Genomic DNA, 15864 nt, shown 5'->3' on the forward strand with positions numbered 1-15864 from the left:
ATGTCAGCCTGCACGAGGTGGCGGCGAGACGCTGAGACGTGGCGTCTCACCCCTGCCCGAATAATCCGTCGAGCTTGTCTGCACCCAGCGAACGGCGCTTAATGTGCGCACAACGACAAGAAGCTGAATCGGAGGCCCCATGCTTTCCGCTCACTCCCGGGCGCACGTGGATTGCGTCAGCCGCGTGGTGAAAAACGCGAACCAATTGCCACAACTGCCCGTCCCGGACCTGATCCTTGACTCCTGGCGCCGGTCCATGGAGCAACATCACCTGGACCCCGGTTCGCTGCAGGGCCCGCGCATCCTCTCCCAGGACGTGCTCAAGCAATGCCGTGAGCGCTCCGAGCTGTTCCTCAATATCGCCAGCGAAGAAGTGGCCCGCCTCCATGGCCGGGTCCGCGATGCCGACTACTGCGTGCTACTCACCGATGCCCAGGGCCAGACCATCGACTACCGGGTGGAAACCACGATCCGCAATGACTGCCGCAAGGCCGGGCTGTACCTGGGTACCTGTTGGTCGGAGGGTGAAGAAGGCACCTGCGGCGTGGCGGCGGTGCTCACGGGTAAGGCCCCGGTGACGGTGCACAAGCGTGATCATTTCCGCGCGGCGTTCATTGGCCTGACTTGCTCCGCCGCCCCGGTGTTCGACCCCCAGGGTGAATTGCTCGGGGTGCTGGATGTTTCGGCGGTGCGCTCGCCGGACGATCGCCGTTCGCAGCACCTAATCCGGCAAATGGTGGTGCAGAGCGCCCGGGAGATCGAACAGGCGTTTTTCATGAGCAGCGCCCAGGGTTACTGGGTGCTGCGGGCCCATCGCAACGCCGGCTACGTCGACAGCCAGCCGGACTTCCTGTTCGCCTGGGACGACGACGGTTGCCTGCAAGCCTTGAACCCGGCCGCCCGCCAATACCTGTTGCAACATTACGGGCAGTTGCCGCAACACATCGGCCAAGTCTTCGACCCGCAACGGCTGCACCGTGCCCGGGACGAAAGCCTCTGCCCCCTCGATCACGCGTTGCATGGCCGCTTGAGCGCGCCTCGCCAGCGCGCCAGCCCGCGTCCGCGAGTGGCGATGACGCCTGCCGAGATCGATCCGCGCCTGGCCGACAGCCTGCGCCTGGCGGTACGGGTCAAGGATCGCAACCTGCCGGTGCTGATCCAGGGCGAAACCGGTTCCGGCAAGGAAGTGTTCGCCCGGCAGTTGCACCAGGCCAGCCAGCGCCGTGATCGCCCTTTCGTGGCGTTGAACTGCGCCGCCATCCCCGAAAGCCTGATCGAGAGCGAATTATTCGGCTACGTCGCCGGCGCCTTCACCGGTGCCTCGGCCAAAGGCATGCAGGGCTTGTTGCAACAAGCCGATGGCGGCACCTTGTTCCTGGATGAAATCGGCGACATGCCGCTGGCCTTGCAGACCCGCCTGTTGCGGGTGCTGGCCGAGGGTGAAGTAGCGCCGCTGGGGGCATCGCGCCGCAAGGCCGTGGATATTCAGGTGGTCTGTGCCACCCACCGCGACCTGGAGACCCTGGTGGCCGCCGGCGAGTTTCGTGAGGATTTGTACTTCCGCCTCGGCGGCGCGCGTTTCCAGCTACCGCCGTTGCGCGAACGCAGCGACCGGCTGGCGCTGATCAATCGGATTCTTGCCGAGGAGTCGGCGTTGTGTGGAGGGACGGTGCAACTGAGCGCCGCGGCGCTGGAATACCTGCTCGGTTATCACTGGCCGGGCAATGTCCGCCAGTTGCGCCATGTGCTGCGCTACGCCTGCGCGGTGTGTGAAGCCAGTGTGGTTCAGCTCAGCCACTTGCCCGAGTCATTGCACAACAGGGACGCCGCCGATCAGGGACCGGAGCCGAGCGCCAGCCCGGAACGCCAGGCACTGCTCGATGCGCTGGTGCGCCACCGCTGGAAACCCACCGCCGCCGCCCGGGCCCTGGGCATTTCCCGGGCGACCCTGTATCGGCGGGTGCATCAGCACGGTATCGAGATGCCAGGCCGCAGCCCGGCCTGAGGCCTATCGGCGCGCCAATTCATGACGGACACATTGCTCGTAGTAGGTCTGCTTGACCGCAGCCGGCTTGAGACGCGAAGCGCTGTTGTAGGTCTGCTCGGTAATGCCCAAGGCAGTCATGCGCATCCAGGGCCGGGGAAACTTGCGCACTTGCAGCTTCTTGCGCGCGCCGTACAGGCTGACGCCAGACAACTTCGACGCCTGCGCACCCGCCGCGATGTCCGAACCCCAGCGGCACACCGATTGCTGGTTCTGCGTCAGCGCCCTGGCCTGGGCCTCAAGCGAGACGGCGGCCAGGAGAAACGTCGCTACGACCCACATAGAAATACGCATAGGTTTGTCGCCCAACTTTCTGAAAGGAAAGAAGTTTGACTGTATGCAAATGAGCAAGGGGCCAGCATTTGCACGCCACTCTCGAATCTGCATGCAATCCTGTGGCGAGGGAGCTTGCTCCCGCTGGGCTGCGAAGCGGCCCCATGAAAGCCGTGACAAACTCGGTGTGTCAGGCAAATACAGGGGGCCGCTTCGCGCCCCAGCGGGAGCAAGCTCCCTCGCCACGGGGAACGGCTTGCCTTCGCCATCTGCGATACCCATCCCCAAGTGGCCCATCAATCTAGAAATAGATAGAGAACATAGCTACAACACATTGAAATTAAACAATTTCTATCAACTCATTGACTCATCTTCGCCTCCTGCAACAGTTGCTGGATCACCTGCTCCTGCTCGCCATAACGCCCTTCGCCAAAATGGCTGTAGCGCACCTGCCCCTTGGCATCGATGAAGTAATGGGCCGGCCAGTATTGATTGTTGAAGGCGCGCCAGATCGCATACTGGTTGTCGATCGCCACCGGGTAGTGGATGTCCAGCTTGCGCACCTGCTCACGCACGTTGTCGATGATCTTCTCGTAGCCGTATTCCGGGGTGTGGACACCGATCACCACCAGCCCGTCCTGTTCATACTTCTTCGCCCAACCGTTCACATAGGGCAAGGTGTGCTGGCAGTTGATGCAGTCGTAGGTCCAGAAGTCCACCAACACCACCTTGCCCCGCAGGGACTCGCTGTTCAGCGCAGGCGAGTTCAGCCATTGCACCGCACCGTCCAGCGAAGGCATGGTGCCCTGGGATTCTAGGGTCGGCATGGCGCTTGCGTCGGCCTTGCTCACCACATAGTCGATGGCCTTGGGCACGTTCTCCAGCAGGCTTTTTTCCAAGGTGGCCGATTGTTGAGACGACGTGGCCGCCAACAACCGGTCATCCGCCCCCGTGCCGATCGCCACGGCCGCCAGCAACACCGCCAGCCCCGTTCCCCGGCGCAACCAGGTGGTGATCGGCAGTGAGAGTTTCAAGCGCCCGACCAGACCACGCCCGGCCAGGATCAGGGTGCCCAGGGACAAGGCGCTGCCCAGGCCATAGGCGAGCAACAACAGGCTGGTTTGTGCGCTGGCACCTTGCAGCATGGCGCCGGTCAGGATCACCCCAAGTATCGGTCCGGCGCACGGTGCCCAGAGCAGCCCGGTGGCGACCCCAATCAGCACCGAGGCCACAGGTCCGGCCATCCGCCCGGCCCCGGCGTCCAGACGATTGCCCAGGCTGACCAGCGGCCGCGCCAGCCAGATGCCGACCCGGCTGAAAATCAGCGACAGCGCGAACACCACCATCACCACCAAGGCGACTTGCCGGCCGACGCTGCTGGCGCGCACCACCCATTCGCTGCTGACCACCGCCAGGCTGGAGACCAGGGCGAACGTCAACACCATGCCGCCGAGGGTCAGCAGCACCGAACCACGGGAGCGATCGGCCCGGGCAAACAGAAACGGCACCACCGGAAGAATACAGGGGCTGAGGATCGTCAGGATCCCGCCTAGAAAAGCGATCAGAAGCATGGCAACACCTCAACATAAAAGGGCGACGCAAAACCTGTGGCGAGGGAGCTTGCTCCCGCTGGGCTGCGAAGCGGCCCCGAAAATGACCTGACAACGCGGTGTGTCAGACCGATATGGGGGGCCGCTTCGCGCCCCAGCGGGAGCAAGCTCCCTCGCCACAAAAGCAGCTCAGTTCTGGTTGCTGCAGTTATCGGACAACTTGCGATAGTCCAGCGCCTGCTTGTGGCCTGCCGAATCCAGGTAAGTCATGTGGGCGTTGACCACGCCGCAGGTGGGCTCGGCGTCTTCGGACAGGGAAAGCACCTTCTGGATGTCCAGGTGGCTGCCGTAGGTATAGCTGTGCGCTTGCACGTTGCTTTCGGCCCGGGCCGACAGGGTGCAGATGTTCAGCGCGGCAAAAAGGCAGGCAGCGTAGAGGGCTTTGGTGTTCATGGCGATTCCTCGATTCAATGGGGTTTGTCTGCCGAGGCCCGTTGTGTTGCCTCGATGGATGCCATTGAATGCCCCGCAGGTATCGCGTCTGTATCGAGCCAGGTGGCTTTTTGCATCGCTGTGTATCCGTCGCGCGCCAGATACACTGCAATACAAACCGCCGCGAGCCGGGCTGGCCGGCGCCTGTAGACTGCGCACAACGAAACGCCGAGGAGCTGGACACCATGGATCATGTCGATCACGTGTTGATAGTGGATGACGATCGCGAGATCAGAGAGCTGGTTGGCAACTACCTGAAAAAGAACGGCCTGCGCACCACCGTCGTCGCCGACGGCCGGCAGATGCGCGCCTTCCTGGAAACCACCCCGGTGGACCTGATCGTGCTGGACATCATGATGCCCGGTGACGACGGCCTGGTGCTGTGCCGGGAGCTGCGGGCCGGCAAGCACAAGGCCACGCCGGTGCTGATGCTCACCGCGCGCAACGACGAAACCGACCGCATCATCGGCCTGGAAATGGGTGCCGATGATTACCTGGTCAAGCCGTTCGCCGCCCGTGAACTGCTGGCGCGGATCAACGCCGTGCTGCGCCGCACCCGCATGCTGCCGCCCAACCTGGTGGTCACCGAAAGCGGTCGCCTGCTGGCGTTCGGACGCTGGCGCCTGGACACCACCGCCCGCCACCTGCTGGACACCGACGGCACCATGGTTGCCTTGAGCGGCGCCGAGTATCGTTTGTTGCGGGTATTCCTCGATCATCCGCAACGGGTACTCAACCGCGACCAGTTGCTTAACCTCACCCAGGGCCGGGACGCCGACCTGTTCGATCGTTCCATTGATCTGCTGGTCAGCCGCCTGCGCCAGCGTCTGCTGGACGACGCCCGGGAACCAGCCTACATCAAGACCGTGCGCAGCGAAGGCTACGTGTTCTCGCTGCCGGTGGAGATCCTCGAGGCGTCGGTATGAGCCTGCCGCTGCGTTGGCCGCGGACTCTGGCCTCCAGGTTGTCGCTGATCTTCCTGATCGGCCTGATCCTGGCCCAGGGCCTGTCCTTCGGCGCCCAGTACTACGAGCGCTACCAGAGTGCCAGGTCGACCATGCTCGGCAACCTGGAAACCGATGTCTCGACCTCCGTCGCCATTCTCGACCGCCTGCCTGCCGCCGAACGCCCGGCCTGGCTGCCGAAACTCGCCCGGCGCAACTATGGCTACCTGCTCGACGAAGGCCAGCCTGGCCAACCGATGGACCTGGCCGACGCGCCGATCTCGGTCAGTTCGATCCAGGAAGCCATCGGCCAGGCCTATGGCCTGACCTTCCAGCAGATTCCCGGGCCGAAAATGCACTATCAAGCGCATCTGCGCCTGGGGGATGGCAGCCCGCTGACCATCGATGTGCGTCCGGCGATGATGCCCCTCTCCCCCTGGCTGCCGATGGTGTTGCTGGGGCAGTTGGCACTATTGATCGGCTGCACCTGGCTGGCCGTGCGCATCGCCGTCGGCCCCCTGACCCGGCTGGCCCAGGCGGTGGAAACCCTCGACCCGAACGCCCACAGCGTCCGGCTGGACGAAAAAGGCCCGACTGAAGTGGTGCATGCGGCCAAGGCCTTCAACGCCATGCAGGACCGCATCGCCGCCTACCTCAAGGAGCGCATGCAGTTGCTGGCGGCGATTTCCCATGACTTGCAGACGCCCATCACACGTATGAAGCTGCGGGCCGAGTTCATGGACGAAGGGATCGAACGGGACAAACTGTGGAGCGACTTGAGCGAAATGGAACACCTGGTGCGGGAAGGCGTGGCCTATGCCCGCAGCATCCACGGCGCCACCGAGGCCAGTTGCCGGATCAGCCTGGATGCGTTTCTCGACAGCCTGGTGTTCGACTACCAGGACACCGGCAAGGACGTGCAACTGTCCGGGAAAAACGCCGCCGTGATCGACACCCGCCCCCATGCCCTGCGGCGGGTGCTGGTCAATCTGGTGGACAACGCCTTGAAATTCGGCGGTGCGGCGCAGATCCAGGTGCAACGGGCCGACAACGGGCAACTGGCAATCCAGGTGCTGGACCGTGGCCCCGGGATCAGCGAGCAGGAACTGGCCGAGGTGCTCAAGCCGTTCTACCGGGTGGAGAGTTCGCGCAACCGGGAAACCGGCGGCACCGGCCTGGGCTTGGCCATCGCCCAGCAACTGGCGATCGCCATGGGCGGCTCCCTGACCCTGAGCAACCGCGACGGCGGCGGCCTCTGCGCCGAGCTGCGCCTGGCATTCGCAAGCTGACACCGCCCCTGTGGGAGCGAGCTTGCTCGCGATAGCGGTGTATCAGCCGGCATCCACTCAATTGACCCGACGCCATCGCGAGCAAGCTCGCTCCCACACCGTTCCGAGGCGCTACAAATATGGGTGCCTTACCCAATTCCCCTGTGGGAGCGAGCTTGCTCGCGATAGCGGTGTGTCTGCCGGCATCCATTCAACTGACCCGACGCCATCGCGAGCAAGCTCGCTCCCACACCGTTCCGAGGCGCTACAAATATGGGTGCCTCACCCAATTCCCCTGTGGGAGCGAGCTTGCTCGCGATAGCGGTGTGTCTGCCGGCATCCATTCAACTGACCTGACGCCATCGCGAGCAAGCTCGCTCCCACACCGTTCCGAGGCGCTACAAATATGGGTGCCTCACCCAATTCCCCTGTGGGAGCGAGCTTGCTCGCGATAGCGGTGTGTCTGCCGGTATCCATTCAACTGACCTGACGCCATCGCGAGCAAGCTCGCTCCCACAGGGGTTTGGTCAAGTTGGGATGCGGTTTGTATGCCAGTGTGTCTACGGATAATCGACATACACAAACTTGCACAATGCTGCGTCGCGGACACACCCTGCTTACACCCGCTTGAAAGACTCCCTTGTATCCCCGGCGACTATCCCGACCGGGTCTCGACATCCAAGGAGCCGTTACATGCCTACCGCAACTGCATCCCCCCTTCGTTTCCAGGGCTGGTCGCTGTTCAGCCTGCTCGCCGCCCTGGTGCTGTTGATGACCGGGTTGATCCTGGTGCTCAACCCGGACCTGACCGAAGGCGTGCGCAGTGCCATTCGCGCCACGGCGCGTTCGTCCTTCGCCTTGTTCCTGCTGGCCTTCACCGCCTCGGCATTCGCGGTGCTGGTGCCCTCGCCCCTGAGCCGGTCGCTGGTGCGTGAACGGCGCTTCATCGGACTGGCCTTTGCCTTTTCCCACCTGGTCCATGCCGTGCTGATCTACAGCTACGGCCAGCTCAACACCGAGTTCTGGCCCGGCCGCACCACCCTCGGCAACGTGCCCGGCACCGTGGGCTACGTGTTCATCCTGCTGCTGGCGCTGACCTCGTTCAAAAGCACCACGCGCCTGATCGGTTTCAAGGCCTGGAAGCGCCTGCATGTCACCGGTATGTGGGTGCTGGCGGCGATCTTTGCCTATTCCAACTTCAAGCGCATCCCCATGAGCGACTGGTACGTGCTGCCCTTCGGCCTGATTTGCGCCGCTACCGCCATCCGCCTGGTGGGCAAGCTAGCCCAGGCCATCCAGCGTCACCAACGGTCACAACACGCCGCTTGAGCCCTGGGAGATCGGTCATGTACTCAAATGTCTTGAAAACACTGCATATCCAGCTCGATAACATCGGGGCATGGCTCGCGCCGCTGGGCCTGCGCCTGTTCCTGGCCTGGGAGTTTTTCGAATCCGGACTGGAGAAATGGAACGGCGAGAACTGGTTCGCCGATATCCAGTCCGCCTTCCCGTTCCCCTTCGACCATGTACCGGCCCTGTGGAATTGGGAACTGGCAATATCGGCCGAGCTGATCGGCGCCATCGCCCTGTTGATCGGCTTGGGCACACGCCTGTCGGCGCTGGTGCTGATCGTCGTCACCGTGGTGGCGACCGCTGCCGTGCACTGGCCGGCGGACTGGTCGAGCCTGAGCGAACTGGCCCAGGGGTATGCGATTACCAACAAGGGACATGGCAACTTCAAGCTGCCATTGATCTACCTGGTGACGTTGCTGCCGTTGCTGCTGCAGGGGGCTGGAAAATTGAGTGTGGATGCCCTGCTGAAGACCGGGCTGCATCACCAAAACAAGGCCTGACAAAAATCCCTGTGGGAGCGAGCTTGCTGTGGGAGCAAGGCTTGCCCGCGATACAGACGACCCGGTCAATCAGTCAGGCCAAGGGCGCCCCATCGCGAGCAAGCTTTGCTCCCACAGCAGCCCCTCACAAGGGCTAGCATTTCAATGGGCAGACTACTGCTGCACGCCAACAACCCCTTCCACCTGCATCCGCCGCAACAGCGCGACGGCGCTGTCCATGAACTCGAACGAAGCCACCCCTGCCTCCCGTGCCAACGCCAGCAACTGCCCTCGCCCCGCCAACCCGGGATCTTCCTCGATGCGTTGCAAAAGCCGCCAGGCCAGCGGGCTGAGTTCGGAAAAACGCACCTCAAACCCAGGCGTGCGCCGCACCAGCAACAGCGTCGGCTGGGCCGGTGGCGTCGAAGGCTGGTAGTTCGGTGCCAGGCGATGCACCGGCCACTGGTACGCCAGCGGCCAGGCCAGGGGGGAGACATGCAGCGGCAGATCGAGCAAAGCGGCCTCGTCATGAGCCAGCAACGGCTCGGCCTCGGACTGCAGCAGCGCCATCTCGACCCACTCGTAGTGCGCCAGCTCCGCCACGAACGGCGGCCAGTCCGGCGACGGCTGGGCGGCGAGGTAGGCCACAAACTCCTCGGCGATTTCGCCGAACTTCGGCGTGGCACAGCGATGCTCCCGCAAGAAACGGCGCACGCAGGCACGCCAACGCTCCTGTCCCAGCACGCCCACCAATACCGGGAAGGTGCCGCTGAGCAGCGAGCGCATGTTTTCGAAGATCAGGTCGCGATAGACCTGCGCCCGCGCCGCGTCCATGCCGGCTGGGACCGGGCAGTGTTCCGGGTCACGCAGGTACCGGGTCAGCGCCTGTTGCTGCTGATGCAGCGTTTGTCGGGCCTCAGCCATGGGTCACCGCCTGCCGGGTGACGGCCGGGTGTTGCAACTGGCGAATGGTCTGTAATTCGGCCACCAGCGCGGCATAGGGCGGGAAATTGAAGTCCCGTTCGAGCAAGGTCGGCTGCACGCCGAAACGTGCGTAGGCCTGGGCCAGCAGCGCCCAGACCACTGGCTTGACCGGCGCGCCATGGCTGTCGATTTTCAGCGTGTCGGACTCGTCGTAATGCCCGGCCACATGCATCGCGACCACCCGCCCCGGCTCGAGGCCCGCCAGGAATGCCTGGGGGGCGAAACCGTGATTGACCGAGTTGACGTAGACGTTGTTGACGTCCAGCAACAGGTCGCAATCGGCTTCGCGCAACACCGCCCGGGTGAACTCCAGCTCGCTCATGTCGTGTTGGGGGGCGGCGTAATAAGAGACATTTTCCACCGCCAGGCGCCGCCCCAGCACATCCTGGGCCTGACGGATCCGCGCCGCCACGTGATGCACCGCTTCTTCGGTAAAGGGTAGCGGCAACAGGTCATACAAATGCCCGTCATCGCCGCAGTAGCTCAAGTGCTCGCTGTACAACGGCACGTTGAAACGTTCGAGGAAAGCGCGCACCTGGCCGAGAAATGCCAGGTCCAGCGGCGCCGGCCCACCCAAAGACAACGACAGGCCATGGCACGTCAACGGATAACGTTCGGCCAGCGAATGCAGAGCGGCGCCATGAGGGCCGCCGATTCCGATCCAGTTTTCCGGGGCCACTTCGAGAAAGTCGAAATCCCCGGTCGGTGCCTGGCGCAGTTCATCGAGCAAGGCCCGGCGCAGGCCGAGGCCTGCCGAAGGTTGAGGTAAATTCAACATGGACACATCTCCTGGGAAAGCAAGAGATGAGGAAGCGCAGCGAATGGTGCCAGTCGAACACCAAACTTGTGGCGAGGGGATTTATCCCCGCTGGGCTGCGAAGCAGCCCTGAAGCCTGCCAACTCGGTGTGCCAGGAAGATTGAGTCTGCTGCATTGGGGCTGCTGCGCAGCCCAGCGGGGATAAATCCCCTCGCCACATAGACAGCGCATGGCTCCTTTCTCATTTCGGCCATTCGCATACGCCCCTCACCCGTTAGAAATCAGGACTCGATAGCCGCCCCACACTTGCCTTCGCCACATTTGCCTTCCGCGGTCTTCGCCTGGGCCGACAGGTATTGCTTGGCTTCCGGCAACGAGATGCCGCCGTCATGGTTGGCGTCGATCTTGTCGAACTCCGCCGCACGCTCCGGTGCCGCGGCGATGAACTCGTCCCGCGAGACCTGACCATCGTGGTTTTTATCGGTCTTGGCGAACTTGTCTTCGCCGCACTTGCCTTCGGCGGGTTTCTTCACGGTATCGGCCGCCGCCAGGGTGTAGCCCTGGGCCAGATCGTTCATGGTCAAGGCCGAAGCCGCCGTGGAAAGACCCAGGCCACCGACCAGGGCCAGGCCGAGTGCAAGGGACGAATTGCGAGAGAAGTTGAGCATGGGGTATTCCTCTGACGATTGACGATTAAGGCGCCAGTCACCCGCACCGAAGCTCGGTGTCGGCTGGCTGGCGTAGTTAATCGCCGGTGTGTATCCGGCCTGTGTCTCCGGCCCGGGCCTTCGTCAAGCAGGTGTATCTGGGCCGGTGCGGTACACATTGCGATACACGCCCGCCCGGCCTCAGGTCCCTGGCGTTGAAAAAATCGAAACCTTGGAAGGCCTGCACCGGTCAAGTCCTGTATGAACGTCAACCGCTGCGCGTCGCGCCAAGCGCCCGCGGCCTGAAACGAGGGACAGACATGAGCATGACCGTCGGTGATTTTCTGGTGGAACGTCTTTATGAATGGGGGGTTCGCCGCATCTATGGCTATCCGGGCGATGGCATCAACGGCGTGTTTGGCGCCTTGAACCGCGCCGAGGGAAAAATCCGCTTCATCCAGGCCCGCCACGAGGAAATGGCCGCGTTCATGGCCTGCGCCCACGCCAAGTTCACCGGCGAGCTGGGGGTCTGCATCGCCACCTCCGGGCCCGGCGCGTCCCACTTGGTGACTGGCCTCTACGACGCCCGGATGGACCACATGCCCGTGCTCGCCATCTGCGGCCAACAGGCCCGCGCCGCGCTGGGCGGGCATTACCAGCAGGAACTGGACCTGGTCAGCCTGTTCAAGGACGTGGCCGGAGCGTTCGTGCAGCAAGCCAGCGTGCCCGCCCAGGTGCGCCACCTGGTGGACCGTGCCGTACGCACGGCGGTGGGCGAGCGCCGGGTCACGGCGCTGATCCTGCCGAACGACCTGCAAGACATGGAATACACCGCGCCGCGCCACAAGCACGGTACGGTTCACTCCGGCGTCGGCTACCGCAAGCCCAGCATCGTCCCCTACGAAGAGGACCTGCGCAAAGCCGCCGAGGTCCTCAATGCCGGCAAGAAAGTCGCCATCCTGGTCGGTGCCGGCGCGCTGCACGCCACCGACGAAGTGATCGCCATCGCCGAGAAACTTGGCGCTGGCGTGGCCAAGGCGCTGCTGGGCAAGGCCGCCCTGCCCGATGACCTGCCCTGGGTCACCGGCACCATCGGCCTGCTCGGCACCGAGCCCAGCGACAACCTCATGGCCGGCTGCGACACGTTGCTGATGATCGGCTCCGGCTTCCCCTACGCCGAGTTCCTGCCCCCAGAAGGCCAGGCCCGGGGTGTGCAGATCGACATTCAGGCGGACATGCTCAGCCTGCGCTACCCCATGGAAGTCAACCTGCACGGCGACAGCGTCGACACCTTGCGCGCCCTGCTGCCGCTGATCGAAGAAAAACCCGACCGCGCCTGGCGCAAGAAAATCGAACATTGGCGCGAACGCTGGGACCGGACCCTGGAAAACCGCGCCCGGGTATCCGCCAAGCCGATCAACCCGCAACGGGTCACCTTCGAACTGTCGCCGCGGCTGCCGGACCGCGCCATCATCACCTGCGATTCCGGGTCCTGCGCCAACTGGTTCGCCCGGGACATCAAGATCCGTCGCGGCATGATGTGTTCGCTGTCCGGTGGCCTGGCGTCGATGGGCGCGGCCGTGCCTTATGCCATCGCGGCGAAGTTCTGTCATCCGGAGCGGCCGGTGATCGCCCTGGTAGGCGACGGCGCCATGCAGATGAACAACATGGCCGAGCTGATCACCGTCGCCAAATACTGGCGCACCTGGGCCAACGGCAGCTGGATCTGCGCGGTGTTCAACAATCGGGATTTGAACCAGGTCACCTGGGAACAGCGGGTGATGGAGGGCGATCCGAAATTCGCCGCCTCCCAGGACATCCCCGACGTGCCCTACCACCTGTTCGCCGAATCCATTGGCCTGAAGGGCATCCTGGTGCTGCATGAGGACGACGTGGCCACGGCCTGGGAAACCGCGCTGGTGGCGGATCGTCCGGTGCTGATCGAATTTCGCACCGACCCCGACGTTCCACCGCTGCCGCCGCACATCAAGCTGGAACAGGCGAAGAAGTTTGCCTCGACCCTGCTCCAGGGCGACCCGAACGAGCGAGGCATCGTGGTCGAGACCGCCAAGCAGGTATTGAGCAGCCTGCTGCCGGGTCATCGCACGGATAAAGAGTAAGGCTGACGCGATGCCGCCGTTGAGCTGCATCGTCACTATGAACCGTCCCCGCGGCTGATGTTCTGCGTGCTGTGGGGATGGCTGGCCGTGCCTTGCAACCGATGGTGGCAGGCCGTGACCGTGGGCCAGTCGCTGCCCAGCTCATGCGTTTCAAGACCCGCACAGGAGGAAAACAACGCAGCCTGTCGGCCCCTTCGTTAACACGACTCAGTAAATCAGCCCACCCGCCGATATAAGACAGGTGCGGGTGAAATCGCTTTTTGGCTGATGACTTATCTTTATGATTGAAAATGCTGGCAATGACTCGACTGTCCTCTCCCCGGGCTCGCCAACCCGTAGCTTCACCCGTCGCACTTTTCCGGCCATCATGCTCCTGCTGTTTGTCATGTCCGCCTTGGCGATCGCCGTGCTGCTCAACATCACCGGCGCCCAGGATCGGCGCGCCCGTGAGCAGAGCCTGTTTTTCGCCCAGCGGGCCATCGAGGGGATTCGCACCGGCATCGGCCGGGACCTGAGCGACTATTCCAAGTGGAGCGACGCCTACCGGCACCTGCATGTCGAGGTCGACAAGGAATGGGCCTATGACCAGGAAAACGTCGGCAGCAGCGTGTATTCGCTCTACGGTTACCAGGCGGTGTTTGTCATTTCCCCGACCGGCAAGACCGTCTATTCGGTGATCGATGGCCAGATGAGCGACGTCGATGCCGACACTTGGCTGGCCGGTGACCTGCGCGCCCTGTGGAGCAAAGCCAGCACCGAGGAAAATCACGACGAAGTGGTCGTCGAGATGCTGCATCACGAAGACGCCCCAGCGTTCGTCGCCGTGTCCGCCATCACCACCGGCACAGACAACAGCGTGGCGCAAATTCCCGGCCCGCCCAGCCTGATGCTCTTCGTCAAGGTCCTGGACCCCGGCGCCCTGGAAAACCTGGCGCAGAACTTCGCCCTGCCCGATGCCCATATCGCCAGGACACCGGGCCCAGCCGATACCGCCCAACTGCTGCTCGACGACCTGACCCTGGAGGCCCTGGCCTGGCGACCACAAACCCCGGGCCAGGACCTGCGCAAGATCCTGCTGCCGTTGCTGGCCGTGGCGTTACTGGTGCTGGGGATCCTGGCCCTGGCCGTTCTGCGCCATGCCTTGGTCATGCTTCGCGCCCAGGAAAGCCAATACGCCAGCCTGCTGGCTCACCGCAAGGCGCTGGAACGCAGTGAAGAACGTTTCCGCGACATTGCCGAAGTCTCCTCCGACTGGTTGTGGGAGGTCGATTCGACCGGGACCCTGACCTATCTGTCGGAACGCTTCGAACAAGTGACCGGGTTCAACCCCACGGAATGGCTGGGCAAACCCCTGCACCGGCTGCTCCACCCCCATGGCGGCTCGATCTCGATTGCCCAATGGCTGCTCGGCGGTGCCAACAGCCTCTCATCGGCGCCGCTGCTGTGCGAGTACACCGCGCGCAACCAGCGCATCCGCACCTGCAAACTCTCGGTACGGGCCATCGAGGCCGGCACCCTGGGTTTTCGCGGCACCGCCACCGACATCACCGACGAGTTGCGGGCGCTGGCCCAGATCAAGCACCTTTCCTTGCACGATCCGCTGACCGGGCTGGCCAACCGCAACCGTTTGTTCGATTGCCTGCGTGAACACCTGGGCCGACCTGATCGCCCGCCCCCTGGCGTTGCTGAACCTGGACATGGACCGGTTCAAGCCGGTCAACGACTCCCTGGGCCATGCCGTGGGCGATAAAGTGCTCAAGGAAGTGGCGCATATTCTCCAGCAAAACGTGCGTGGCACCGATCTGGTGGCGCGGCTGGGGGGGGATGAGTTTGTCATCGTCATGCCCGATCCCGGCGACGCCGACAATCTCGATCAACTCTGTGAACGGCTGATCGACTGCATGCAACGGCCCATGCACCTGGACGGCAATACGCTGTACCTGGGGGTGAGCATCGGTGTCGCCTGGTCGCAGCCCGGTGACGAACGGGCCGATGAATTGTTGCGCCACGCCGATATCGCCTTGTATGCGGCCAAGGCCGCGGGCCGCAACACCTGGCGCGTGTACGTGGAAGCCATGGGCAACCTGGCCCGCGACCGGCGGCAATACGAGCAGCAACTGCGCGACGCCATGCAACGGGATCAACTGGAACTGCGCTACTTGCCGCGCTTCGACGTGAGCGCCGAGCAACTGCACGGTTTCGAAGCCCAGACCTTCTGGCACCATCCCGAGAAAGGTGAACTGGGTGGGGCCGACTTCATACCGGTGGCCGAAACCTCTGGCCAACTGGAGGAGCTGGGCACCTGGATGTTGATCAACGTCTGTGAAGAGGCCGCGACCTGGCCGAACGCCGTCAATGTCTCCATCGCGGTTTCCCCCCGGTGGTTCAACAGCAGCTTCCTGCTCAACCAGGTGCAAGAAGCCCTCGAAGCAAGCGGCCTGGCGCCTCAGCGGCTGACCCTGGAAGTGGCCGAAGGCGTCCTGCTGGCCGACCACAAGACCGTCGCCAGCACCCTCCATGCGCTCAAGGACCTCGGCGTGCGGATCAACATAGACAAATTCGGCACCAGTATCGCCTCCCTTCGCGAAGTACTGAACCAGCCGTTCGATGGCATCCGCTTCGATCGCAACATCCTCTCGCAGCTGGGCCTGGAGGACGACAAGGAGGGCGTCCTGGCGATGATCCGCTTGAGCCGCAGCGTAGGGCTCATGGTCACCGCCGAAGGCATCGAAAACGCCCGGCAATTCAGCCAACTGCGCAACGTGGCCTGCGACCATGTCCAAGGCCCCTACTTCGGCGCGGCCCTGGCCCGCTCGGAAATGGCCTCGTTCTTCACCACGCCGCGGTGGCTGTAGCCCACTTCTCCACCGCTATCGCGAGCAAGCTCGCTCCCACAATGGGCCTGTATCGGACCCAAAACCTGAGGTCACCCAATGACCCTGTGGGAGCGGG

General features: G+C 63.6%; 14 protein-coding genes. 8 read left to right on the forward strand and 6 right to left on the reverse strand.

The annotated features are described in order from the left end of the window. Positions 1-139: 139 nt before the first annotated feature. Positions 140-2005, forward strand: coding sequence for a sigma-54-dependent Fis family transcriptional regulator (locus tag AB4N80_RS21305; protein ID WP_460078683.1), 1866 nt, complete (start codon positions 140-142; stop codon positions 2003-2005). 3 nt (positions 2006-2008) lie between these two features. Here AB4N80_RS21305 and AB4N80_RS21310 read toward each other — a convergent pair whose 3' ends face one another. From AB4N80_RS21310 to AB4N80_RS21320, 3 genes are all read right to left on the reverse strand, one after another. After that, positions 2009-2338 (reverse strand): hypothetical protein, encoded by a 330-nt coding sequence (locus AB4N80_RS21310; RefSeq protein WP_053119980.1) that lies wholly within the window; start codon positions 2336-2338, stop codon positions 2009-2011. Between the two features lie 338 nt (positions 2339-2676). Next, positions 2677-3888, reverse strand: coding sequence for a cytochrome c biogenesis protein DipZ (locus tag AB4N80_RS21315; RefSeq protein WP_122566437.1), 1212 nt, complete (start codon positions 3886-3888; stop codon positions 2677-2679). Between the two features lie 168 nt (positions 3889-4056). Continuing rightward, on the reverse strand, positions 4057-4320 hold the full coding sequence (locus AB4N80_RS21320; RefSeq protein WP_122566436.1) for a DUF2790 domain-containing protein: 264 nt from the start codon (positions 4318-4320) through the stop codon (positions 4057-4059). Positions 4321-4544: 224 nt separating this feature from the next. Between AB4N80_RS21320 and AB4N80_RS21325 the strand changes: the two genes are divergently transcribed. The 4 genes from AB4N80_RS21325 (at position 4545) to AB4N80_RS21340 (ending at position 8424) form a co-directional block, all read left to right on the forward strand. Then, on the forward strand, positions 4545-5285 hold the full coding sequence (locus AB4N80_RS21325; protein WP_003202589.1) for a response regulator: 741 nt from the start codon (positions 4545-4547) through the stop codon (positions 5283-5285). Further along, entirely contained in the window at positions 5282-6592 is a 1311-nt protein-coding gene (locus AB4N80_RS21330) for an ATP-binding protein (RefSeq protein ID WP_122566435.1), read from the forward strand. Before AB4N80_RS21325 ends, AB4N80_RS21330 begins: the two co-directional genes overlap by 4 nt. Before the next feature lie 672 nt (positions 6593-7264). Further along, positions 7265-7900 (forward strand): ferric reductase-like transmembrane domain-containing protein, encoded by a 636-nt coding sequence (locus AB4N80_RS21335; protein WP_305470746.1) that lies wholly within the window; start codon positions 7265-7267, stop codon positions 7898-7900. A gap of 17 nt (positions 7901-7917) precedes the next feature. Further along, positions 7918-8424 carry an HvfX family Cu-binding RiPP maturation protein gene (locus AB4N80_RS21340; RefSeq protein WP_460090394.1) on the forward strand — a complete coding sequence of 169 codons (507 nt, stop codon included), beginning with the start codon at positions 7918-7920 and terminating at the stop codon, positions 8422-8424. 153 nt (positions 8425-8577) lie between these two features. Here AB4N80_RS21340 and AB4N80_RS21345 read toward each other — a convergent pair whose 3' ends face one another. The 3 genes from AB4N80_RS21345 to AB4N80_RS21355 form a co-directional block, all read right to left on the reverse strand. After that, positions 8578-9327 carry an HvfC family RiPP maturation protein gene (locus AB4N80_RS21345; protein ID WP_305492248.1) on the reverse strand — a complete coding sequence of 250 codons (750 nt, stop codon included), beginning with the start codon at positions 9325-9327 and terminating at the stop codon, positions 8578-8580. Then, positions 9320-10165, reverse strand: a complete 846-nt coding sequence (locus AB4N80_RS21350; RefSeq protein ID WP_354339108.1) for an HvfB family MNIO-type RiPP peptide maturase — start codon at positions 10163-10165, stop codon at positions 9320-9322. Before AB4N80_RS21350 ends, AB4N80_RS21345 begins: the two co-directional genes overlap by 8 nt. Positions 10166-10426: 261 nt before the next feature. Continuing rightward, on the reverse strand, positions 10427-10813 hold the full coding sequence (locus tag AB4N80_RS21355; protein WP_053119671.1) for an HvfA family oxazolone/thioamide-modified RiPP metallophore: 387 nt from the start codon (positions 10811-10813) through the stop codon (positions 10427-10429). A 299-nt stretch (positions 10814-11112) separates the two neighbouring features. On the opposite strand from AB4N80_RS21355, the gene AB4N80_RS21360 reads away from it, so the two are divergent. From AB4N80_RS21360 to AB4N80_RS21370, 3 genes are all read left to right on the forward strand, one after another. Next, positions 11113-12912 (forward strand): thiamine pyrophosphate-requiring protein, encoded by a 1800-nt coding sequence (locus AB4N80_RS21360; RefSeq protein ID WP_460078689.1) that lies wholly within the window; start codon positions 11113-11115, stop codon positions 12910-12912. A 280-nt stretch (positions 12913-13192) separates the two neighbouring features. Then, complete coding sequence (locus AB4N80_RS21365) at positions 13193-14662, forward strand: sensor domain-containing diguanylate cyclase (protein ID WP_460096067.1); 1470 nt, start codon at positions 13193-13195, stop codon at positions 14660-14662. Next, the gene (locus AB4N80_RS21370; RefSeq protein ID WP_460096068.1) at positions 14556-15767 is read left to right on the forward strand and encodes a putative bifunctional diguanylate cyclase/phosphodiesterase; all 1212 of its coding nucleotides are present in this window, start codon (positions 14556-14558) and stop codon (positions 15765-15767) included. The genes AB4N80_RS21365 and AB4N80_RS21370 overlap by 107 nt, the downstream gene beginning before the upstream one ends. Positions 15768-15864: the final 97 nt, after the last annotated feature.

It is taken from the genome of Pseudomonas sp. H3_A02, assembly GCF_054671965.1.